Here is a 21,758-nt window from a genome sequence, read left to right as displayed (position 1 = left end):
AGACCTGTGGCGAGGTGACGACTCGGACCATCGATATTTCATGTGCTGAGGAACGATTGGTCGAATCCTGAATCTCAACATAACGCCAGAAGCCGCCGGCTCAACGTGCCAAGCGAGTACACGGCTCCCGGGTGTTATGCGACGACGGATCGGGGCTTGATCTAGTTCTTTCGCGAGGAGACCACCACGACGATCTTGCCTCGAACATGGCCCATACGGAGCGTCGTGTATGCGGTGACAAGCTCATCAAGGCCGTGCACAGTCTCTATTGGAAGCACCACATCGCCCTCAGCCACGGCGCGTACTAGAGAGGTGACGTCATCCGACGTCGCGTTCATGCTTCTCACGGCGACTGTTCCTCGCGTGTCGTCTCCGTGCGCCGCAACTGTCACAATCCGCTCTTTCGGAACGCCCAACGCAATTGCAGCATCTATGGTCTCGACTCCGTGCGTATCGAGTGCAGCAGTAATGCCCTGGGGAGCAACGGTTGTGATTCGGTCGACGAGACCCTCGCCATACATCACTGGCAGGACTCCCAGACCGGAAAGTAACTCGTGGTTGCGGTTGCTCGCCGAACCAACAACAACGGCACCGCTGAGTTTTGCGAGCTGAGCGGCGATGATTCCGACGCCACCTGCAGCCGAACTGACGAGCACCGTGTCGCGTGCTGTGAGACCGAGTGTCCTGACAGCTACTGCTGCAGCCCGACCAGCTGTGGGCAATGCGCTCGCTGTGACGAACGAGAGGCCCGCCGGCTTCGGGAGTAGGTTCGAAGCCGGCGTGACGGCGAATTCCGCGAGGGCGGCTTGCGGTGCTCGCCCGTACACGGCATCGCCGACGGCGAAACGCGTCACCCCATCACCGACGGCGTCGACGACTCCTGCGAGATCGTTGCCGACGCCTGCCGGCAACGAGACAGGGATCATCCACGCGGATCGATCGATCGTTTTGTAGTCCACAGGGTTCAGCCCAGCGGCAACCACCCGGACGCTTACTTCACCGGCACCGGGACCGTCCTTTGGCACCTCAACGATCTCGATGACTTCGGGGCCACCGAACTTCGAGTACTGAGCCCTGTACGGCATAAACTCTCCTCCTTCGAGCTAGTTGCGCCCCAGCGACGCATCGGCCGTTCGCACAGTGGATCGTGGACTGAGACGCCAAGCGCGGAATGGTGAAGGTTGCGCGAGACCTTTGTCTCTGTCGACAGCTACGGTCGTCCGTATTCTTCATGCGTATGAGAATTCCTGAAAACCAATTCATCGATGCGGTCAAGTTCCGTGATGTGCTCGGACACCTACCAACTGGGGTGTCGGTGGTGACGGCAAATGGACCCGATGGGCCAATTGGTATGGCGTGCAACTCGATAACATCCGTCTCGCTTACACCTCCACTCGTGGCATTCTGCCCTGCGAAGTCGTCGACTACTTGGCCCGAGATAAGAGCGACACGAAGGTTCTGTATCAACGTGATGGCTGGACACCACGAAAGTGCTGTGCGCGCCTTCGCAGCTCGCGGAATCGACCGGTTCGGGGGAATCCCAACTATAGATGGAGATTGCGGCCCAGTATTCGAAGACGCTGTTGCACAGATTGATTGCGAACTGTCTGCCGAACACGTTGCCGGTGACCATTTCATTGCCGTGGGTTCGGTATTGACATTAAAGGCCAGGTCGGAGCGGGACGCGTTGATCTTCTTTCGAGGTGAATTCTCGGCGATCGGCCGGTGACTACACCACCTGAGGTCGGTAAAACGTTTCCCCGATCTCAGGTGGTCAAGTCCCAGTTCTGCGAGGCATCCCACGCCGCGCAGGCGACTGCCCGGTGGGCTCCCTATCGCGGCGAGCCCACCGGACGTGGTCAGTAGGATTGTGCCAGGACTTCCATTGCCGGGCCACGCGCGGCACCCATCTCAGTGGCATTTGCGCCAGCCTTCTGCATATCGGACAGCTGCACGCTGGTCTCGACCACCGTCCGGCAGCGTTCGAAGCGCCGTCGCTCGAACGCGTCGAGACGGCTCTCGACCGTGCCCGGCGCGGCGAGCTCCTCCGCAAGGACAACGGCGTCCTCTAGGGCCATCACACCGCCCGATCCAAGGTGCGCCGTTGTCGCGTGTGCGGCATCGCCGATCAGGACGACGCGCCCACGGTGCCAGGGGCTTGGGACCAGCAGCGACTCGTAACGGCGAACCAGAACGTGCTCGTCTTCGGCAAGATTGCGGTGGAGTTCCGTCAACAGCGGCACAGAGAACTGACTGAGCTTCTTGCGCAGCAGAAGTCGCGCTTCGTGATCGTTCAGCTTGCGGTCGTCGGGATGCTGGACACTGACATACGTCATGTCGTCGTGCATGGGGATCACAACCATCTCCGTGTCGTCCCCGTAGTAGAACCCGGCTTCCCCGATTCGCGCGATGCCACGCGGGACCCACCTAAGGCTGATCGTTCCGGTCGAGACCGGCTTAACCTCGTCGCCGAAGACGATCGATCGAACGGATGAGCGTAGGCCGTCAGCGCCGACCACGAGGTCGTAGCTGCCGGAGGTGCCGTCGGTGAAGTCCACTTCCACGCGGTCTTCGTGTTGCGTCAACGACGAGATGCTCAGTCCAATGCGTACCGACACACCTGCGGACTTGGCACGCGCTGTGAGAATCTGCGCCAGCAGCGGCCGATACACGATGATGTACGACGGCTTGCCGTCTTCGCGCGGTGGCGGGCTGGGATCGAAAACCAGGGTTCCCTCGGAGTCATAGAAGCGAAGCGGCGCTTTCTTGTGGGCAGCGCCGGCGGCAACGACGTCGTCCAGGGCGCCGACGGCGTCCAGAGCGTCGACGCCTCGGTTCTGAATCCCTAGTCCGCTTCCCTCCGCACCTTTTTTCAGGTCGATCACATCAACGGTGATTCCGCGTGCTCCCAGTGCGGCTGCGGCTGTCAGTCCTGCAACTCCACCGCCGACGATCAACACGGTACGGATGTCGGACGACGACGAATTTTCCTTCATGATTTTTCTCCATAGTTCGAACATGCGGGCCCGACGGTCGAATCCCTGCCTCGCTGGTCATCGGCGGGGGAGGACGGTTCCTGGATTTCGAGAAACGCGACCGGGTCAGTCTTCGGGGACGAATTCCCAGCGGTAGCCGCCGTTGTCTGCGTCGGTGAAGACCCGCCCGCCGGACGTGAAGTTGAAGTGCGCGGGAAAGATGATCGTTCCGGTATCGGCAACCTCGGCAAGCATCTTCGTACGCGCGTCGATCGACATTTGCAGTAGCGGTTCGAAGGGCATTCTCATGTCCGGTCGGAATACCTGGACAGGATGGTGAATGACGTCGCCGACGAACGAAGCGGTTTCACCCTTGCTCTCAAGCCGGATGATGATACTCCCGGGAGTGTGACCTGCACCGTCCTCGATCCACAATTTGATGCCCTCGGAGTCGTAGATTACGTCACCGGGATCGACAAGATCGAGCTGCCCAGCCGAAGCCACCGGGACGACGCTTTCGTCAAAGGCCGGATTCGGGAGGGTCTTGGTCTCCTCGAGCTGCCATTCATAATCTTTGCGGGGGAAGAGGTACCTAGCATTCGGAAATGTAGGCACCCACCGTCCCTGCCTCTGGATAGTGTTCCAGCCGACGTGGTCGTAGTGCATGTGCGTACACAGCACCATGGTCACATTTTCGCGTTCGACCCCGATGCTGTTGAGTCTGGACAGGAAGTCAGTATCGATCACGTCCGAAGGGATGAAGTCGGGACGCTGCTTGTCATTTCCGTGTCCTGTGTCGACGAGAATTACTTCGTCGTGGGCCTTGATGACATAGGTATGCCAGCTGAAATTGCATCGACTCTCGGCCACCGAGCCGTTGAGGTGCGGGTCCGGAACCCATGGCTGCGCTCGTTGAATGTCCTCGTCGTCGACGTTTGCGAACAAGTGCAAGAAGGGCATGGTCAGCCCATCAATCTCATAGACCTTCTCGACTACCGCGTCACCGATTCGCTGCGGCGGCATCGCACGCCGTTCAGGCTCGATCGATGACTTTTCGTCGTACAGAAAGCCGACATCTGGAATTGGAACAGCAGCTTCCTGCTCTTCGTCCGCTGACTTGTTCACAGTGCCCGTCCTTAGGTCGAAAACGGCGGTTGATTTACGGTACCGAGAAACACGTCCACCACGCCGACGCGGCCGTGGTGGACGTGGTGCTGGATCAGTGGCAGCTGCCGCCGCCGCGATGCTCGGCTCCCACCATCTGCATAAACAGAGGGTGGTAGTTGCGGCAGATCTCCAACTCGGCCTTGGTCCATGCGTTCGGCTCGGCGGCGTACGCCGCGTAGTCGCCGCCGCAGTTCAAGCCGGGGATGGCAGGGATCCAATCCTCCTCGAGCCACTCGTCAGGATCGCCGTACTTGCTCGCGATTTCCCGGACCTTCGGATCATCGAGGGCACCAAGGCGACCCTCGTCGATCAGGGTCACCGGTTTGCCGTCCACCTGCATCGTAACGGTCGGGAAGTTGAGGTGGCCGTGCCAGTGACCGGCCGGCATCCCGGCGCGCGCGGCTTCAATTTCCGGCGCGCTCGTGACGACAGAGCCGAAACCGAGGTGGATGATTCCACTGCGCATCCGCTCGTAGCTAGGGCAGACCCAGCCACGGAGGTAGTCCTTGCGGGGGCGGTGAATCTTGGGATTGGTGCCGATCGACACTTCCCACAGCCAGAGCAGGCCCGGCCCCGGGAGCCCCGGGTACTGCAAGTCCTTGGTCTCTTCCTGCAGCTTCCTCAGCTTCTCGCCGAAGAGGCCACCGCCGCGAATCTCACCGATCTTGCTGTCGTGTACATCAATCTCGATGCGCGGGTACAGCCCGATGTGGTTCATGGTGGATGCAATGACCCCGTTGACCTTGTTCTTGGTCGGATCGTCGAACATGAACGGGGGCAGACCTGACACGTGACCCGGAATGTGCTTCTTCATGACGGCCGGCATCTGCGGCCACCAACGCTCGATCTGTTCGGGCGACCACAGCGTCCGATCTTCGTTGAAGAAGTATTCAGGCATCTCGTAGGTGAGGTCAGTGCCCTCGGGGTCGGTGATGCGGACCGACGTTGCCTTCTTGACCGTCAGGTCGGTCCACTCGTCGATCGCGTTCAGGACCTCTTCGGGGATGAGGTGCGCCGGATTCGCGATCATCTCAGGAGTGATGAAAGGCATCCGCGCGATCTTCATGTTTGACTCGGCGAGCACGGGCCCCCCGAAGCCCCACAGCACCTTGTCGTAGGTTCCATCCTTGTCCATCTGAACCCAGCGCTCAATGTCCTGGGCTACCTCCTTGGTGAGAGCAAGGAAGATCTCGATCTCATCGTGGCCCTCGAACTCCGGGACCGGTCCCCGATCCTTTCGCTCCACCTCGTAATCGACGCCATACTGAGCGAGGATTGCCTCAACAGCCTCGACTGCGAGCGGATCGTGCCAGTTGTCGACACGAAGCAGGAGCCGCTCTCCCCGCTGCAGATCCCAGCAGGCGTGCAGACTAGCCGTGACATGCTTGCGCTTCGCAACCGAATCAAGGTAGGGAAGCAGCTCTTCGACGGTCGAGACATCCGCGTAGTCAGGACACCGCGGGCGCCGCTTGAGGGGGAATCCCTGCGTCGGTGTGCTGTCTTCCTGGACGTGATCAAGCTGTGTAGTCACAGAACTTTCTCCAATGTTGGTGTTGAGAAGACGACCGCCGGCGGGCTCGCCGAGCTGGTCAAAATGCTCAGGACGGCTGCTTCACTCGGAAGCACCGCTCGTGCCGACGCGAAGCAAGCGCCAGTTTTCGAACGTGTCTCGGCTCAGCGTGCTGTCAAACCTCTCGAACGCGTTCAGGCTTTCCAGATGCTTCGCGACCTCTTCGGCCCGCGGATCGTCCGCCGCCAGCGGTTCGGTACTTCCGTCGGCAAGGACGATCGCGGGCACGAAGGCCGCACCGACTCCCTCGTCGCCGAATGTCAATACAGCCACACCCGTATAGCGCGCTTCATGGCGGCGGAACGGCCAGTACGGGAAGACTTCCTCATCCCATGTACCGATGATCTTCTGATCGCTAGCCGTCTGGCCACCCCGCGGATGAAAGTGGTGCACCAATACGCCCAGGCCATAGAAGATCGGCTTACCGTTGTACAGTTCCATGCCCCGAAGGCTGGCTTGGTGATGGCACACCACCGCATCGGCACCTCGGTCGATGGCGGCGCGAGCTAGTTCGATCTCGTACGCTTGAACTGCATCTCTATAGGTCTTAACGTGTGTCTTCGACTCAGGAACGAACACTTCACGGGCTTCGGTGTTCGATCCCCAATGGAAAGCGATCACCACATGATCAGCCTTCGAACGCGCGTCGTCGATGGCCGCGTGAATTCGATCGACATCCTCGGCAAAGGGGATGGTCGTGACCTCCGGGTCGAGGCCTGGCTGCCAGAATCCGGGAAGGGGATTGCGATAGACCGTCTCGATGCGAAGCGGCGCGATTCCGCCCCTCGCGGGACGCGCCTCGTAGCCCATAGGGAACTCGGCGCAGAACCCGAGGAATGCAACTTTGCGCTCGCTTCGTTCAACGACCGCAGGTGTGGTCGCCTCCGCGAGGTTCTGCCCTGCGCCGGTAGTAGCGATGTCCTGATCGTGCAGAAGTTGCATCGTATCCGCGAGGCCGGTGTCCCCGCCATCCATCATATGGTTGTTCGCCAGCGTCATGACGTTGAAACCGACTTTGCCGAACATCGAACCGTGAACCTGCGCGGTGCCGCCATAGGCAACTCGGGAGGGTGCCAGTTGCGGGCGATCGGTGTAAACGCCCTCACAATTGCCGAAGACGATGTCGGCTTTCGCAAACAACGGCGCGAGGAAACGGAAGGAGGACTCGCCGTCCTCCAAATCAGCAAAAACGTCACCTGTCGCGAAAACAACGACTTCATCGGACTTGCTCAAGCCATCACCTCGGTGGTCGATAGGGTGGAGAGCGGAACGTGAGTCCGCTCACCCGTGCCGCTCCATCGTGATTGCGTCAACGCGCCCGTGCCAGAAACAAAAGTGCCTGTCAGCCGTGCACGGGGGGTCGTAGGGTCCGACTCAACCATTGGGAAGGACTGTTGATGAGTCGCGAGTTCAGGGACAAGTATGCGATCGTCGGTGTCGGCGTGTCGCCGACCGCACGTACGGGTGGCCAGGGCAAGAGTGCCCAACAGATGGAAGCGTGGGCCATCCAACGTGCGATCGAGGATGCCGGGTTGGAGCGGAAGGATATTGACGGTGCCGTGCACTCCAGCGTGCAGACGATCACGGACGCCGCAACTCGCAAGCTTGGGCTTTCGCCGAACTTCTACTTTCCGATCGGCCGCAACGCCGGCGGTGTCGCAGGCTTGATGTTCGCCACGCACGCACTCGCAACCGGCAACGCAAAGTACGTGTCCATCTCGCTGGGTCTGTCCTGGCTATCGGACGTCCGCCGGTCCCGCGCCAAGGGCGCGGGGTCGGTAGAAGCTGATCGAAAGTTCTCAATTGGGCGGGACGGCGGTGGCCTCGTCGACCTGGGTTGGACCGCGAGTCCGGGCGCCGCAGCTGTGCACGCCTTCTTCGCGTCGCGGCATATGCACGAGTTCGGGACCACATTCGAGCAATTGGGATCGGTGGCGGTGGCGCAACGCAAGTGGGCCAACATGAATCCCGAAGCGAGCCTGTACGAAAAGACTCTGACGATGGAGCAGTACCTCGACTCGCGGTGGGTGGTTCACCCCTACCGCTTGTACGACAATTGCGTCGTCAGCGACATCGGCTGTGCCGTGATTGTCACTACCGCCGAACGTGCGCAAGAACTGCAGCAGAAGCCGGTCTATTTGAAAGGCATCGGATTCGGCGACGGAGCGCGAGAAGCCTGGTGGGACAAAACGAATTTCGTCCGCACCGACGGGGCGCACGCGAAGTCGGTCGCGTTCGCCGAGGCGGGAATCGGAATTGACGACGTCGACGTTGCGGAACTGTACGACTGCTTCACCGGCGAGATGGTGTTGACCGTCGAAGACTACGGATTCTGCAAGAAGGGTGAAGGTGGAGCCTTCATCGAGTCGGGTGCGACGGCGCCGGGCGGAGCCCACCCGATGAATACGCACGGCGGGATGCTGTCCGCATACAACTGCGCCGATCTGGGCAATCTGATCGAAGCAACGCGCCAACTCAGAGGTAGTTGTGGTGAACGGCAGGTAGAGGGCGCCGAGATCGCCCTCGTCGATGGCCACGGCGGCGAGATGATCCTGCCATACATGGTTCCGATCACGGGCGCAGCCGTGCTCGGCAACGAGAAGTCATAACTCTTTCACCAATCCCGTCGGCCGACCCCGACGAACGTTCGGTAAGATGGCTGACTGCCCCGCATCTTCGATTCTGGTCGGATACTGGGCAGCCAGCCGTAAGTGCTTTACGGGCCGCCGTGGCCCCCTATCGGCCGGGTGGGGCGGATGACGTGGCGGCTTGGTGGGTCCTGCAATCCTGGAAGACGAAACAAGCCGGTCGGGCACCATCCGATAAGATGGTGCCCGACCGGCCTGTCCAGTTGACTACCGCTTCTGCGGTTCGGGCCGCGGGTCTTCTTTGTCCGACCAACCACACTCCGGGCAGTAGCAACGACCTTCGCCGGCCGGAAGCACAACGTTCAGTGCCGTCTCGTGTCCCTGAGGGCATCGCCGTGTGAGACTGCTCATTTCAGAAGCCTTTCCTTGAAAGGATGAGAGGGGGTGACCCCGCCATCGAGGATCGAGGGTTCACCCTCGGGCACGATGAACGTCGTCTGGTCGTCCCCGGACAGGTAGATGTCCCAACGAAGAACGTCGCCGTCCTTGGTCGGGATGAGACTGCGGCGGTCCTCTGCACTGATGTGAGACAGCAGAGGATCCGACGCGTTGGCCTCTTCCTCATCCGGGAAGTACATTCGGGTCCGCTGCAGTTCCGCGAGGGGGAAGACGTGCAGAACGACATGAAAGAACGGGGCCTGCATGCGTCCGTCGGGAAGAGAAGCTGGTGCCGGCTTGCGAATGGTGAATGAGAACTTGCCCTCATCATCGGCGACCACTCGTGCGAACTGATCGCCCTGGAGCACCTCGATCAGTCCATCCGGCGGAGCGACGGGCAGGCCCTTACCATCCAAGAGGCGACCCTCCACGCGTATCGCGTGCGGGGCCGTGGGATCGACCGCGAACTCGCTGCCCTCGAACATCATCGAGAATCCGTAGTACGGTCCGGGCCCTTGCGAGGGCGTCAGCCACGAGGCGGGAATCGATTCCGAAGTCATCAGTGCTCCCTAGGGGTTGCAGCGGGACCGCGCAAGACGATGTCCCACTTGTAGGCTTGGCGAAGGTATTTGCCGTCCAATCCGGTCTCATCCGGATCGAACCTGGCGATCAACCGATCCCGGTTACGCCAGTCGTTCTGCTGGCGAAGTACGAAGTCGGTTGCGTTCAACGGATCGTTCTCGAAGTAGCAAGCGGTCACGACCCGATTTGCGAGATCCGGCCCGAACAACGAGAAGTGCACGTGCGCCGCGCGCCACATGCCGGTGCCTTCGGGGCCGGCGTAGCCAGAAGGTCGAATGGTTGAGAAGCTGTATCTGCCCTGCGCGTCCGTGAGGCAACGACCTGCTCCAGTGAAGTTGTCGTCGCGTGGGAGCCACGGGCGGTTGCAGTACTGATCGAGGTACCTGCCGGCAGAGTTCGCCTGCCAGATTTCGATGAGTGTGTTGGGAACTCCGCGGCCGTCACTGTCGAGAACCCGTCCGTGCAGTTTGACGCGGATGCCGAACGGAGGGGCATCTCCGCTGAGCAGATCGTTGTCACCCGGACGGACGTTCACTCGACCGTAGACGGGGCCGCTGGAGATGTGGAACCACTCGGGCGGCAGTTGATACAGCGCTCGATCCGGAATCCGCGGTTGAAATGCGGGATGCATGAGCGGTGAAATCAATTCCAATGGAGCGTCTGCTTGCGTCATGTGCCAGAGTCGCTTTCGTTTTCGTTTGCAACGGGACGACAGAGCCGTGCCTCGACAGGGCGGTCGGAGGCAGGCACGGTCTGCTGTCAACAATCGTGCGGCCGATACGCCTCGACTTCCAGAAACGAATGTCTCTATGTAAATGCCGTACGGGACGACACGATTTGTCTAGTCAGTACAGGTGTGTGCCGTGCAGGCGTACAGCAACAGATGGAGATGGTTGGTACCGATGACGACAACTGGAGCACAACCCAGTGGAACCGCAACCGCGTTCGACCTCTTGCGCGACCCGGTGGATCTGACCGTCACCGCGGCGCTCGATGCTGCCGCCCAGCGGCGGCCCGATGCAATCGGGTGGGTGTTCGACGATCGGAGTGTGTCGTTCGCCGAGATGCAACAACTGTCCAACCAGGTGGCTGAGGGGTTGGCCGAACTCGGCGTCGGAGAAGACGACGTAGTTGCCCTGTGGACGCCAAATCTACTGGAGTGGGCGGCAACTGCCTTTGCTTCCTATCGCCTCGGAGCCGTCGTCACATCCCTGAACACGCGGTTCAAGGCATTCGAAGCCGCACACGTCCTAGAGCACAGCCAGGCCAAGGTCCTCGTTGTGCAGCCACAGTTCCTGAACATCGACTTCGAGAAGATTCTCACGGACGCGGTACCCGACCTAGCCGTGTCGGAGGAAGGAATCGTCACCTCATCAGTACTGCCCCACCTGGAGCGGCTGGTCGTGGTCGAGCCGGGTCGGCTCGGCGGTCTACCGTGGGCGTCGCTGGTCCGCGACTCGGTAACCCAGTCGTTCCCCGAAGTAGGGGACGCCGGGAGCCCGGCGCTCCTGCAGTACACGTCGGGAACGACCTCACGCCCCAAGGGTGCACTGCTGTCGCACAAGTTCATGGTGAATTACATGTACGAGGTCTACGCCCGTCTCGGTGTGCGCGTCGGCGAGGCGATTCTCAATACCCAGCCGTTCTACCACATCGGCGGATCGTGCGGTCTGGCTGTTCCACTGGTGCTCGACTGCATCCTGGTCTCACCATCCCACTACGACGCGGAACGTGTGTTGACACTTATCGAGCGCGAGAAGTGCGTCGCACGTTCGGGCAACCCGACGATGTACCTGATGGAACTCGAACACCCCCGATTCGCGGAGTTCGACCTCAGCTCACTCCGCTCGGGTTGGACGGGTGGGCCTCCCGCGCTACTCGATCGAATCAGGGATGGATTCGGCGGGATCGAACTCGTGCAGTTGTACGGCGCGACTGAGGGCGGCGGTACCGCCGGCCGAATCGACGAGCCGTGGGAAATACGCCGAAGCAACTGTGGCCGCCCGATCACCGGCACCGAAGTCAAACTTGTCGACCCCGAGACCCGAGTAGAGGTCGAAACCGGTGCCGTGGGGGAGATCTGCATCCGTGGGTGGGACCGGATGATCGGCTACCACCGCGCCGACGAATTGAACAGCCAGGTCATCGACAGCGAAGGTTGGCTCCGGATGGGGGACCTTGGCCGGTTCGACGGCGAGGGATACCTGCACTTCGTCGGCAGGCTGAAGGATATGATCCGAGTGGGGGGTGAGAACACGTCGGCGGAGGAAGTCGAGTCGATTCTCCAAGAACACCCGGAGATCCATCAGTCCGTCGCGATCGGAGTGGAGGACGAGCGCCTCGGCGAGGCGGTCATGGCAATCGTGCAGCGCACGGAAGGCAGCGAACTCACAGCTGCCGACGTAATCGAGCACTGCCGAGTCCGAGCCGCAAACTTTCGCGTTCCGCGTCATGTGCGGTTCGTCGAGCAGTGGCCGACCAACGGCAGTGGCAAGATAGTTAAGCAGACTCTGCGAGACATGTTCGGCGATGTGACTGCACCTGCCGCGAACCAAGGACACCTCGCGTGAAGCCCGCTCCTCGGGTCAACCACATCGGCATTGTGGTGGCAGACATGGACAGCGCGGTCGCGTTCTTCGAGAACGTCCTCGGTATCGAGGTACCCCAGGTCATCGACCTCGGTCCCGCCGTGGGTCGCGTGGCCATGGCCCCATGCGGACCCGTCGAGATCGAACTGATCGACTATGCGGACCCTGCCCGGCGCGCCAAGCATCTCGGGAACGAGCAAGCGCGTATCGAACACGTTGCATTCGACGTGGAAGACGCCGAGTCTTCGTACGAACAACTCGAGTCAGCAGGAGTCGGCTTCGCGGGACCGCTCAAGACGAGACCGGACTGCACAACCTTCTTTACCGATCCCGCAACGTCGCATGGGCTCATGTTTCAGTTCCGGGAACCGCACTAGACCGGATCCAAGGGGGCCTACACCTCTCCAAGCGATCGATCACCCGCTACACGTACGCCACTACGTCATTGGACGGAGTGGCGTACGTGTATTTTGGCCGGGGCAAACCGCGACTCATTGGCGAATTGAAGCACCCCATTTTGTGACGTGACTCTCAGCCGATAACCTGGCGTTGTTCGAGTCACGACGAAGGACGGGTGTCACATGTCCATCTCAGATCTACGCACCGAAACCGGAATCTCCGCAGCCTGGGCGGACAGCGCCTATGCGGACGTGTCGGAAGAATCGAAAGCCATCCTCCTTGAGACGGCAACAGTCCACGTCCTGGAATCGGCCGAACTGATCCCCTTGTCCTCGACGTGCACGGGTACAGCAGGACTTGTCATCGATGGACTGCTGCGCGTCTACGTGACCTCGGGGCAGCGTCAGGTCACGCTTCAATATGCCACGACCGGCCAAGAGTTCGGTATTCCTCAGCTCAAGCCCGGAACGTCCAATCAGGGTCTTACCGCGGGTGGTAAAGCGCTGATCGACACCAGCGTTGTGATGTTCTCTCCCAGCACCCTGGCGATGCAAATGGAGCGAGACCGGACAGTGCAGGACGCTGTGATTCGTGGGCTGATGCACGCCCATCACCTCAGCGTTTCCCTCCTGGCTGAGAACGTGTTGGCGCCGCTGAGGCAGCGCGTCGCCCGGCATCTGCTCGACATGGCAGTCAAGGACGGAAAACACGTCGTGGTTCCGGTGACAGTGCAGGATCTCGCGGACGCCACTGGGTCGGTGCGAGAAGTGGTCACGAGACTGCTCAAGACAATGCGTGACAACGACTTGATTCGCCGTGAGGCGGGGCGGCTGGTTCTACAAGACATGCGCCGTCTGCACGCAGTCGCAACGGGGCCGGCCGACGATCATCTCCTCTGATCACCCGCGCGAGCGAAGTCGTCTTCCGTTCGGGGTCGCTCCGCCAGTAGGACGCGATCTGCCAGTGACAATTGTATCTGTCACAGGGTTCCCTCAACTTGTACGTTGTGGTTCATCGACTGGAACTGCCTCAATTGCAGTGGCGAAGAACCTAGGACGTGATGAGCGATGAACACGAAGACCCCGCTGGGTGATTGGGTGCACCGACCGCTGACTGGGATAGATCCGGATCTGTTGCCGTTCTGGGAAGGCCTGCGGTCGCACGAATTTCGACTCTGCCGTTGTACCCGCTGTGGATCCTGGTGGTATCCGTACACCGTGTGCAGGCATCACACCGACGCGCCGGATTTCGACGAGATGGTATGGACCCCGAGCAGCGGCAAGGGCTCGGTGTTCACGAAAGTTGTCGTCGAACAGGTGAACGACCCGGCCTTCGCGGCTGAGGTACCCTACGTTCTCGCGATCGTCGCTTTGGACGAGGGGCCTCATATCCCTGCTCGTCTCATTGACTGCAATGCCTACGACATCGAGATCGACACCCGCGTTGAGGTTACGTACCTCGACAGTCCGATCGCAGAGCATACGCTCCCGTTCTTTCGCCCCGAGACGACGACCGATGCGAGTGGATCACACTGAGTTGAGTGCGCTGGGAGCAATTGTCGGTCGCCTCGCCGCTTGTGGCGCGCTGACGACCGCAGTGGCACACTCGACACTCGTTCCGTACCACTGGAACTCCAATCCGTTGTCGTCGGTGCTTCTCGTCGTGATGGCCCTCGGTTGCTTACTCTGTGTCCGCGATCTGTGGAACAACGCGCAACTTCGAACGTGGCTCACAGCGGCCATGATGAACCTCGTCATGCTCGTAGTACATACAGGAGTCGGTACGACCACGCCTAGTGACCATTCGCACGCGCACTCTCACGCGATACCTCTCGCCCAGGGCACCTCGGACGCTGGGGGAGGAATGCCGATGCTGATGCAGATCGCAACATACTCAGCCGGACTCGAGCTGTTGCTGGCAATCGTGGTTATATTCGCTTCGACTCGAAAAGCGCCGGCAGAAGTGTTCTCGAGTGCCGACTTGGCTGCAACAGACAGAATCAACCCAGAGAAGACAGCAACACAGCCTGCATAGAGGCGCGCTGAACCGACGGGCCTGGGCGATAGGAATGTCGACGCAGCGAGCGCAGCTGCTTCGGTCCGCAGCCCAGATTCTGTAAACGCGGCTCCGCCCCGTATGTCGATGCGCATACAGGGCGGAGCCATTCGGATCAAACGAGGTGGTCGAACTACACCTGGTGCAAATCGAGTTTCCGATTGTCCTTCTTGTAGGGAGCAGAGGCAACAGTTGCCCTGATCGCCTTCTGCGGTCCACCCGGCTTGCCCCACAGCACGTGGACTTCAGTGCCGATCTCGGCATGATCTACGTCGACGGTGGCGAGCGACAACATCTGGCGGAAGTAGTAACTGTATCCGCGTGAGGTCGCGACACCGATCAACTTGTCGCCAATCATTACCTTGTCTGCCCACATGAAGCCGCGCTGATCACGGGGCATCTCCATATACGGGTAGTTCTCGCCGGGTTCGAACAAGGACGCGAAGACATCCTGAACGTCGTCGCCGTTCCACACCAACGTCCGGATGACGCGCCGCGGATTGGCCTTCTCTTCTTCGAGTGCAGCTTTTCCCAGGAATTCGTGATCAAGATTCACGGTGCGCGACCACCCCAGCTCGATGGGGCTGCGGTAGTACTCACTGATCTCCTTGCCCTCGTAGCTGCCAGCGATATACGCAGGCTGAGCGAACGCCGGCATCGAGGCACGGAAGACCTCTAGGTAATCGGCCATGTCCTCGTCGAAGATGGCTGGGATGTAGTCCGTGGCGATGGTGGGATAGCATGCTTCAAGGTGGTTGATCATCGCGACCCTGCCACCGAGCTTCCGAATGCCGAACTCCTGTCCGGCGTCGACAACCGCGTCGTAGATCTTCTGCGCGTGTTCGTTCGGCCCCTGCAACTCGAAGCCGATCTCCCCTGCCATTCCTTGCCGTAGTGCCCACACCTGCTCGCCGGCAATCGTAATCGGGGCCAGGCGCATGTACTTGGTATCGCGCAGTCCCTCGGCGCCGAGCTTCTCCAGGACCTTGATGGCATTGGGACCCGACACCTGGTAGATAAACCAGTCGTCGCGTTCGACCTCGACCTTGTAGTCGCCGATCTTCAACTGATGGTTGACCCAGAATCCGCCGCGGCCGTGCAGCATGTACTCGTCGTCGCCGAGACGGGAGAGGATTCCCTCGTGGATCACCTTGCCATTCTTGTTGGTGTGGATTAGATGCTTCGACTGGCCGAGGTCAAAGGTTTTGAACGTGTTGACTGACGTATCTGAGAATAGCCGGATTGCATCCGGACCCGAGAAGCGATGCTGCCAGAGGAACGACCAGTCACCGATGTAGCACGTTTCCTTCCATGACATGTTTTCGTCGAGCCAGTCCGTATATTCGGGCTGTCCGAAGCGGCTCCATGCGTATACTTCCGGAGCTTTTCGCATGCTCTGAACATCGAACTTCACAGGATTGTCCTTCCGTTGGCCTCTGACTACGCGTGAGCCGTCTGCGCTGCCCGTGCAACTCGGGCTATCACAGCGTTTGGGCTGATGAGCCGAACCATAGCCGAGGGCATCACAAATGACCTGAGACAAAAGTGCCCCTATCGAACCGTGCTGAACGCTCGTGTGGTTCGACCAAAATGGGTCGTATCATACTGCAGCAAAACCGATCCCGCCTGAGGTGCAGTGTGTTTGACTGGTGAGGACGGACGCTAGTGCATCGAAGGCGTGGCCGGCGAGGCCGCGCTGCCGAACCAATTCCTGCCGAGAATGACCAGCAACATTTGTTGCTTGAAGCGCAGCCCATAGGGAGTGATGCTGATCACATGACGCCGAACTTGCTTGACCACTCGGTTCCCCGGGAGCGGAGCCCGATCTTGGGATCTCCCAATCGGCTGAAACTCTCCATCTTCGCCCTGAACTCGGCTCGTGGTACTTCTGTCAGCTTTGCCGAGTCATTGCCAAGAGCCACGTGGAGCGAGTCAGTCAGGCTTGTCAAGGCAGCGGAAGACGCGGGTCTGGAAGCGGTTCTTCCTGTGGCGAAATGGCGGAATGTAGGCCCGGCGCCCGACCTCGTCACGGACCGCATCTTCGAAGCATTCACGTGGTCAGCTGCCGTCGCGGCGATCACCGGCAGCATTCAAGTATTCTCCACTTTCCACGTACCGTTCTGACATTCCGGTCCAGGCCGCCAAGATGGCCGCAACGATCGATCACATATCGGGGGGCCGCTTCGCACTCAACATTGTCACCGGATTCGATGCGGGGCTGAACGACCTGTTCGGCAATGGGCCCCAGATGTCACATGACGAGAGATACGAGTATGCGGCGGAGTGGCTACAGTTGGTACTAAGAATCTGGCCTGACGACGAGGAATTCTCATTCTCGGGCAGGTGCTTCAACGTCAAGAACGTGCGTTCTCAGCCGAAGCCTCTTCAAAAACCCCGTCCCCCTCTCATGAGTGCTGGATCGAGCCCGGCAGGCCGCAACTTCGCTGCACAGAACGCCGACGTGAATTTCGCAATTCTGAAGGACTTTCGCTACGCTGCAGGCACTGTCGCTAAGTCGAAGGCTGAGGGATTGAAGCTCGCTGGTAAAGAACCGGCGATCCATATCCACGGATATGTCGTGTGCGCAGACATCCAGGGAGAGGCTGAAGAACGATTCCGCTACACAACCAAAGCCATGCAGGACACCATAGGTACGACAGCGGTGCTCGACTCGATGCTTGAAGGATCTCAATCTCTTCCGGAGGCAGAGCGCCGCCACATGATGGACGGAATGGCTGCGGGCGCATTCGCCGTACCTTTCGTCGGCACACCCGAGCACATTGTCGAACGCATGAAGTACCTGTCCGATGCCGGACTCGACGGAATCGCCATGTCTTTCGACGACTATGACGCGAATCTGAAGGAATACGACTCGCGGGTGCGTCCGCTGCTCATTCAAGCCGGGTTGCGGGAGTCCTGAGCGTGCATATCCGGCGTCACTGTCGAAACTCGATGGAGTTCGACGAGTGCACGGAGGTGCTCTTCCGACGGCCGGGCGGGGTGCCGCGCATAGGAGGTCATATGCCGGCGGGTCTGAGGCGAGGTGGGCCTCAGAAGTCCTATCGTTAGCAATCGATGGGGGAGTGGATATACCGAAGTACTTGGTGATCAACCCGCGGTATGGGTGCAGGCTGCCCAGTTCTTCCGAGCGGGCTCGCCGTGATCGATGAAGGCGGGTTTTTCGCCCAGTCGAGCTCGTCGGGAGTTTCCTTCTGCGGGCTCTACGCCGACCACTCGATCGATATACCGATGCCCTTGGAGTTGGCGCAGTGTCGACCGACTGACGCATCACGTCACTCGACGACACTCCCACCCACCGTGTGTTGGGCGAGACGGGCACAGTTCGCGCCCGCCTCGCGGCGAGCGAATGGGACGCCAAAGCCTACGGGCACTCCGCTCCCCATTTCCGTGCAACAGTGCGCCCACTGGCCACGTCGACGAGCACACGAGTTAACGATGAACTGACGCGAAGGATCCTATGAACTCCCCTTATGGCGAGAGACCACCCGTGCGGGTCCTGATCGCCGACGACCATGCCGTAGTTCGTCGCGGACTTCGGGCCTACCTTGAGGTCCTGGAGGACGTGGAAGTTGCCGCAGAGGCCAGCAACGGAATCGAGGCCCTGGAAAGACTCAAAGCCATGGAAGCGCACGACGAGCTCCCTGAAGTCGTCTTGATGGATCTGCGGATGCCCCGTATGGACGGCGCAGCTGCGACGGCGCAGATCACGCGCCAGTTTCCAACCGTCAAGGTCGTCGTTTTGACCAGCTTCGGGGAAATGGCACGTGTTCGAACAGTTCTCATGAACGGCGCTTCCGGCTTCCTCCTGAAAGACGCTGAACCAACCGAGGTCGGAACAGCAATCCGCGCGGCCGCGTCAGGCGAAGTATTTCTCGATCCTGCAGTTGCTCGGCAACTCACAAAAGCGATGGTGTCACCTACGTCGGGTCTGGGTTCGCTCACAGCACGAGAGCGGACTGTGCTTGCCCTCGTGGCAGACGGCCAGTCGAACCAGGAGATTGCCGACAAACTCGTGATCAGCGAGCGGACTGCGCGCACCCACGTGAGCAATCTGCTTCGTAAACTCGAATTGACGTCACGCACGCAGGCGGCGCTGCTCGCGATCCGCGAAGGAATGGTAGAGCCGCAGTAGCCGCGCCATACTCAACCTCCTCTCGACGCTTTCGATGCACCTCGGCGAAGCGGTTCCTGGCGGCCGTCGCGCGCCGACTATCACGCGTCGACGCGTCGATACGCCGATCGACATCGACGGCACTCTGGATCGGATCCGGCCGTGTCGGTGGTGAACACAAATGACAGGAAAGAACCGCGGCGACAGTGCATGGCACGCTGCCACCAGCGTGCCTGATCGTCGGATACTACGCACCTGACCGAACTTGGGTCCATCGAAAACTCTGGAAAAGTGGCCGATCGATGTTTCCCACCAGCCATTCGGCGAGAGAATCTGCGGCGAACGGGAGGGCGTCGCGGTGGTGTGCGTATCGTCGACACCACTGTGACCTTGCGGCTCAAGCGACCCTATATGGCTGTCGTCCTGGGTGAGGTCGAGACCTCCACGACCCGGCATGGTTTCCCGACGAGGTCCCGATTGTCGGCGTCGCGCGAACCCGTCGACCTGATATCGGCAGCGGCGACAGCGCCCTCATCGTCGAAACATTACCGCACGGTGTGGATCTCCGCCGGTCTCGTGAGAGTCTTCTTGCCGGACAGTGATCGCGTTCGTCTGGCGTAGCGGACATCTCGTGTTCTACCGAATCAGAAGAGGCGACTAGCGAGTGCCGGTCGAAGCATGCATGTGCCCGGCACCGCGATCATCGAGACGACGTCCCATCGAGGACGCACTGAGATCGCAAGACATACGACATTCGTCGCGTTTGGTGATCTGCAAATGTACCGCCTAGCTACGTCATTCGCGAGTTTTTGCCGAATCCCAGCAGGCGTACCGTTACCGGTGGATGCGTTTTGAGCGATCCAGCTCCGCTCTTGGAGAAGACCGGTCTCGCAGGCTGTCACTGATTCATCAGTACGCATTGAGACTCTGGCGCAGAGCTTCGGGTGTATCGAGGAGAATATTCATGACTGAGTCTGTGGCAACAGGCGTTTCAAACCAATCGCGCAGGGTAGTGCTCGCAAGTTTCGTCGGTACGACTATCGAGTATTACGACTTTTTCATTTACGGGCTGGCTGCAGCTCTGGTATTTCGAACCCAATTCTTCCCTGAGTTCTCCGATCTGAGCGGCACGCTTGCCGCGATGGGAACATTCGCGGTCGGCTTTATTGCTCGCCCTATCGGCGGTGTCGTGATGGGGCATTTCGGGGATCGCGTGGGGCGAAAGACCATGCTGGTAATAGCGTTGATGACGATGGGAGTTTCGACGACCTTGGTCGGCCTGCTACCCACCTACGAGTCCATAGGCATTTGGGCTCCGATACTGCTGGTTACTCTCCGGTTGATCCAGGGTCTTGGTGTCGGTGGCGAATGGGCGGGTGCCGTCCTTATGGCGGTCGAGAACGCCCCGGCGAACAAGCGCGCGTTTTACGGTAGCTTTCCGCAGCTCGGCCTACCCGCCGGCGTATTCCTATCACAGCTCGTCTTCCTGCTGCTGACCTCGGCCATGTCGCCCACTGCCTTTGCAGCGTGGGGCTGGCGAATCGCCTTCCTTATGAGTGCGATTCTCATCGCGGTCGGTCTTGTTATCAGGCTGCGACTCGAGGAAAGTTCGGAGTTCGAGCGTGCACGGTCGAGCGAGGAAATCGTCAAAACTCCACTGCTAGAGGTCTTCCGCAGCTATCGTGCGCAGATTATCGTCGGCAGTCTCGGTTCCGTTGCTGCGGGCGCCTTCGGGTATCTGATCTCGCTATTTCTGGTGCAGTACAGCGTGTCGGAAATGCATACATCTACTACGACGATGCTGTGGGTCCTGACCGGTGTCAGCGCTCTCTGGGTGTTCATGACCTTGCTGGGTGGATACTTCGCAGACAGGGTCGGGCGGCGACCAACGTTCATTCTCGGCGCCGTACTTGCGGTCGTTTGGGCCTTTCCGCTGTTTGCCCTGGTCGACACAGGCATTGTGGCGATGATTTTCATCGGACTTGCGGGGCTGGCCTTGGCCAACTCACTTATGAGTGGCCCCCTACCTGCGTTGGTCACCGGCATGTTTCCTGTGAGTTGCCGCTACAGCGGTTCTGTTGTGTGCTACACCTTCGGCTCCATCCTTGGCGGGGGAATCACTCCGATCGTCGCAACAGCGCTGTTCGGTCGGTACGGGTCGTCGGTCGCGATTTCCCTTCTCATCATCGTGATTGCACTGGTCAGCGCTGTACCGATTGTGGTGGCAAGATCGAAGGTGTTCCGTCAGGACGGCGAGCGGGTCACGGACTTCGTCTCCCCTGAATAGGCGGAAACGAGCCTGATGAGAACGACGCCGGCCACCCGTCCGCGAAACGCATTAGCCGCACCCTGTGAACAGCCACACTCCATCACCTACTGCCCAGGATGCGACATCACCGCCGCTCGGTACCAGGGTGCAGCAATGCCCGCCGAATCCACGACAGACACAGGCCAAGAAAGCCGGGAGGTATTTGAAGATGACGTCGGACGAACAAGCGATGGTCGACCTCGCCGAGCAGTGGATACCTTTCGGGGGGCCACCGCCGGAGGAGATCCTTGTCCAGTTCGGGCTCGGTCCGAAGACCTTTTATCGACGTCTCGCCGAATTGGCCGAGAAGCCACGAAGGAACGAGATATCTCAGAGACTTCGCCAGTTCATCCACTCGGTGCTCGCGACTGCACCGCAGTCCGAACGCCTGTGATCCCAGGAAGACGGCGTTTAGGCTTCCCTGAGGGTCCGCGACGCAGCATGGGCGGCGTGCAGCCCGTGAGTGGCGAACTCAGTGCAACCACGCGTATCAATTCGTAGCACTGAAGCGAGAGTCGTCGAGGATAGGAGCGGTATAGCGGTCGACATGAGCTACTGCGGACGGAGCTTTGGTTTCTGCTCCTGATGTTCAATCACGTGACAGTTGAGGCCAGTGTGGCAGATCACCGCGGCGACTAGCGTGGACAGCAACCTCTGGCGATTGTGTCTAGAGCGTGTCTGGTTAATGTTCGGGGATTGATGCGTGACGCTCGGTATGTGTTGCGCGCCGATGAGATCCCCGATGACCTGTGGGCTGTGATCGAGCCCGTCCTACCCGCACTGGCAGGCCGGAGGGGACGTCCATGGAACGACCACCGGTTGACCCTGGAAGGAATCGCCTGGCGGTTCCGAACCGGATCACCGTGGCGCGATCTGCCCGAATACTTCGGCCCGTGGCAGTCGATCTGGGAACGGCATCGCCGCTGGTCCGACGACGGCACCAACATCCGGATGTT

Annotated in this window: 20 protein-coding genes; 12 read left to right on the top strand and 8 right to left on the bottom strand. The window is 60.2% G+C overall.

The window, feature by feature from the left end:
* Nucleotides 1–161 precede the first annotated feature (161 nt).
* The gene (locus AZG88_RS48745) at nucleotides 162–1,085 is read right to left on the bottom strand and encodes an NADP-dependent oxidoreductase (protein WP_061701571.1); all 924 of its coding nucleotides are present in this window, start codon (nucleotides 1,083–1,085) and stop codon (nucleotides 162–164) included.
* 86 nt (nucleotides 1,086–1,171) lie between these two features.
* On the opposite strand from AZG88_RS48745, the gene AZG88_RS55945 reads away from it, so the two are divergent.
* Nucleotides 1,172–1,729, top strand: coding sequence for a flavin reductase family protein (locus AZG88_RS55945; RefSeq protein ID WP_442971778.1), 558 nt, complete (start codon nucleotides 1,172–1,174; stop codon nucleotides 1,727–1,729).
* A gap of 130 nt (nucleotides 1,730–1,859) precedes the next feature.
* On the opposite strand, the gene AZG88_RS48740 is transcribed toward AZG88_RS55945, so the two are convergent.
* From AZG88_RS48740 to AZG88_RS48725, 4 genes are all read right to left on the bottom strand, one after another.
* On the bottom strand, nucleotides 1,860–2,996 hold the full coding sequence (locus tag AZG88_RS48740) for an FAD-dependent monooxygenase (RefSeq protein ID WP_061701570.1): 1,137 nt from the start codon (nucleotides 2,994–2,996) through the stop codon (nucleotides 1,860–1,862).
* A 105-nt stretch (nucleotides 2,997–3,101) separates the two neighbouring features.
* Complete coding sequence (locus AZG88_RS48735) at nucleotides 3,102–4,100, bottom strand: MBL fold metallo-hydrolase (protein ID WP_156517795.1); 999 nt, start codon at nucleotides 4,098–4,100, stop codon at nucleotides 3,102–3,104.
* Between the two features lie 94 nt (nucleotides 4,101–4,194).
* A complete protein-coding gene (locus AZG88_RS48730) occupies nucleotides 4,195–5,673 on the bottom strand; it encodes a hypothetical protein (protein WP_061701568.1) in 1,479 nt (492 codons plus the stop codon).
* A gap of 81 nt (nucleotides 5,674–5,754) precedes the next feature.
* Entirely contained in the window at nucleotides 5,755–6,945 is a 1,191-nt protein-coding gene (locus tag AZG88_RS48725; RefSeq protein ID WP_197488054.1) for a CapA family protein, read from the bottom strand.
* Nucleotides 6,946–7,109: 164 nt separating this feature from the next.
* Between AZG88_RS48725 and AZG88_RS48720 the strand changes: the two genes are divergently transcribed.
* A complete protein-coding gene (locus tag AZG88_RS48720) occupies nucleotides 7,110–8,321 on the top strand; it encodes a thiolase C-terminal domain-containing protein (protein WP_061701566.1) in 1,212 nt (403 codons plus the stop codon).
* A gap of 386 nt (nucleotides 8,322–8,707) precedes the next feature.
* On the opposite strand, the gene AZG88_RS48715 is transcribed toward AZG88_RS48720, so the two are convergent.
* Together AZG88_RS48715 and AZG88_RS48710 are read right to left on the bottom strand one after the other, a co-directional pair.
* Complete coding sequence (locus AZG88_RS48715; RefSeq protein WP_156517794.1) at nucleotides 8,708–9,226, bottom strand: hypothetical protein; 519 nt, start codon at nucleotides 9,224–9,226, stop codon at nucleotides 8,708–8,710.
* A 71-nt stretch (nucleotides 9,227–9,297) separates the two neighbouring features.
* Nucleotides 9,298–9,993 (bottom strand): dioxygenase family protein, encoded by a 696-nt coding sequence (locus tag AZG88_RS48710; protein ID WP_063886970.1) that lies wholly within the window; start codon nucleotides 9,991–9,993, stop codon nucleotides 9,298–9,300.
* A gap of 229 nt (nucleotides 9,994–10,222) precedes the next feature.
* On the opposite strand from AZG88_RS48710, the gene AZG88_RS48705 reads away from it, so the two are divergent.
* From AZG88_RS48705 to AZG88_RS48690, 4 genes are all read left to right on the top strand, one after another.
* Complete coding sequence (locus tag AZG88_RS48705; RefSeq protein ID WP_061701563.1) at nucleotides 10,223–11,890, top strand: class I adenylate-forming enzyme family protein; 1,668 nt, start codon at nucleotides 10,223–10,225, stop codon at nucleotides 11,888–11,890.
* Nucleotides 11,887–12,285 carry a VOC family protein gene (locus tag AZG88_RS48700; protein ID WP_061701562.1) on the top strand — a complete coding sequence of 133 codons (399 nt, stop codon included), beginning with the start codon at nucleotides 11,887–11,889 and terminating at the stop codon, nucleotides 12,283–12,285. Before AZG88_RS48705 ends, AZG88_RS48700 begins: the two co-directional genes overlap by 4 nt.
* Before the next feature lie 204 nt (nucleotides 12,286–12,489).
* Nucleotides 12,490–13,206: a Crp/Fnr family transcriptional regulator gene (locus tag AZG88_RS48695; RefSeq protein ID WP_061701561.1), complete on the top strand. Its 717-nt coding sequence runs from the start codon at nucleotides 12,490–12,492 to the stop codon at nucleotides 13,204–13,206.
* Between the two features lie 168 nt (nucleotides 13,207–13,374).
* Nucleotides 13,375–13,842 carry a Zn-ribbon domain-containing OB-fold protein gene (locus tag AZG88_RS48690; RefSeq protein WP_082833669.1) on the top strand — a complete coding sequence of 156 codons (468 nt, stop codon included), beginning with the start codon at nucleotides 13,375–13,377 and terminating at the stop codon, nucleotides 13,840–13,842.
* A 653-nt stretch (nucleotides 13,843–14,495) separates the two neighbouring features.
* Here AZG88_RS48690 and AZG88_RS48685 read toward each other — a convergent pair.
* On the bottom strand, nucleotides 14,496–15,776 hold the full coding sequence (locus AZG88_RS48685) for an aminomethyltransferase family protein (RefSeq protein ID WP_197488053.1): 1,281 nt from the start codon (nucleotides 15,774–15,776) through the stop codon (nucleotides 14,496–14,498).
* 362 nt (nucleotides 15,777–16,138) lie between these two features.
* Between AZG88_RS48685 and AZG88_RS55225 the strand changes: the two genes are divergently transcribed.
* The 6 genes from AZG88_RS55225 to AZG88_RS52385 all read left to right on the top strand — a co-directional run.
* Nucleotides 16,139–16,486, top strand: coding sequence for an LLM class flavin-dependent oxidoreductase (locus AZG88_RS55225; RefSeq protein WP_082833668.1), 348 nt, complete (start codon nucleotides 16,139–16,141; stop codon nucleotides 16,484–16,486).
* A complete protein-coding gene (locus AZG88_RS48680; RefSeq protein ID WP_331712332.1) occupies nucleotides 16,425–17,282 on the top strand; it encodes an LLM class flavin-dependent oxidoreductase in 858 nt (285 codons plus the stop codon). The genes AZG88_RS55225 and AZG88_RS48680 overlap by 62 nt, the downstream gene beginning before the upstream one ends.
* A 588-nt stretch (nucleotides 17,283–17,870) precedes the next feature.
* Entirely contained in the window at nucleotides 17,871–18,515 is a 645-nt protein-coding gene (locus AZG88_RS48675; RefSeq protein WP_231914485.1) for a response regulator, read from the top strand.
* 943 nt (nucleotides 18,516–19,458) lie between these two features.
* Nucleotides 19,459–20,781, top strand: a complete 1,323-nt coding sequence (locus AZG88_RS48665) for an MFS transporter (RefSeq protein WP_061701556.1) — start codon at nucleotides 19,459–19,461, stop codon at nucleotides 20,779–20,781.
* Nucleotides 20,782–20,971: 190 nt separating this feature from the next.
* Nucleotides 20,972–21,196, top strand: coding sequence for a DUF3263 domain-containing protein (locus AZG88_RS48660; protein ID WP_156517792.1), 225 nt, complete (start codon nucleotides 20,972–20,974; stop codon nucleotides 21,194–21,196).
* Nucleotides 21,197–21,519: 323 nt separating this feature from the next.
* Nucleotides 21,520–21,758 (top strand): transposase (locus tag AZG88_RS52385; RefSeq protein WP_442971777.1); only part of this gene is annotated, 239 nt, incomplete at its 3' end.

The organism is Rhodococcus sp. LB1 (assembly GCF_001583455.1).
GTDB lineage: Bacteria > Actinomycetota > Actinomycetes > Mycobacteriales > Mycobacteriaceae > Rhodococcus_F > Rhodococcus_F opacus.
Note: the sequence above shows the minus strand (reverse complement) of the source record. Positions and strands in the feature narration are given on the sequence as shown.

Excerpts from the sequence above, each read along its gene's own strand:
- AZG88_RS48690 (WP_082833669.1), top strand. The coding sequence starts at position 13,375 with ATGAACACGAAGACCCCGCTGGGTGATTGGGTGCACCGACCGCTGACT.
- AZG88_RS48720 (WP_061701566.1), top strand. The coding sequence starts at position 7,110 with ATGAGTCGCGAGTTCAGGGACAAGTATGCGATCGTCGGTGTCGGCGTG.
- AZG88_RS55945 (WP_442971778.1), top strand. The coding sequence starts at position 1,172 with ATGGTGAAGGTTGCGCGAGACCTTTGTCTCTGTCGACAGCTACGGTCG.
- AZG88_RS48695 (WP_061701561.1), top strand. The coding sequence starts at position 12,490 with ATGTCCATCTCAGATCTACGCACCGAAACCGGAATCTCCGCAGCCTGG.
- AZG88_RS48715 (WP_156517794.1), bottom strand. The coding sequence starts at position 9,226 with ATGATGTTCGAGGGCAGCGAGTTCGCGGTCGATCCCACGGCCCCGCAC.
- AZG88_RS48660 (WP_156517792.1), top strand. The coding sequence starts at position 20,972 with ATGACGTCGGACGAACAAGCGATGGTCGACCTCGCCGAGCAGTGGATA.
- AZG88_RS48705 (WP_061701563.1), top strand. The coding sequence starts at position 10,223 with ATGACGACAACTGGAGCACAACCCAGTGGAACCGCAACCGCGTTCGAC.
- AZG88_RS48740 (WP_061701570.1), bottom strand. The coding sequence starts at position 2,996 with ATGAAGGAAAATTCGTCGTCGTCCGACATCCGTACCGTGTTGATCGTC.
- AZG88_RS48745 (WP_061701571.1), bottom strand. The coding sequence starts at position 1,085 with ATGCCGTACAGGGCTCAGTACTCGAAGTTCGGTGGCCCCGAAGTCATC.
- AZG88_RS55225 (WP_082833668.1), top strand. The coding sequence starts at position 16,139 with ATGACGCCGAACTTGCTTGACCACTCGGTTCCCCGGGAGCGGAGCCCG.
- AZG88_RS48710 (WP_063886970.1), bottom strand. The coding sequence starts at position 9,993 with ATGACGCAAGCAGACGCTCCATTGGAATTGATTTCACCGCTCATGCAT.
- AZG88_RS48665 (WP_061701556.1), top strand. The coding sequence starts at position 19,459 with ATGACTGAGTCTGTGGCAACAGGCGTTTCAAACCAATCGCGCAGGGTA.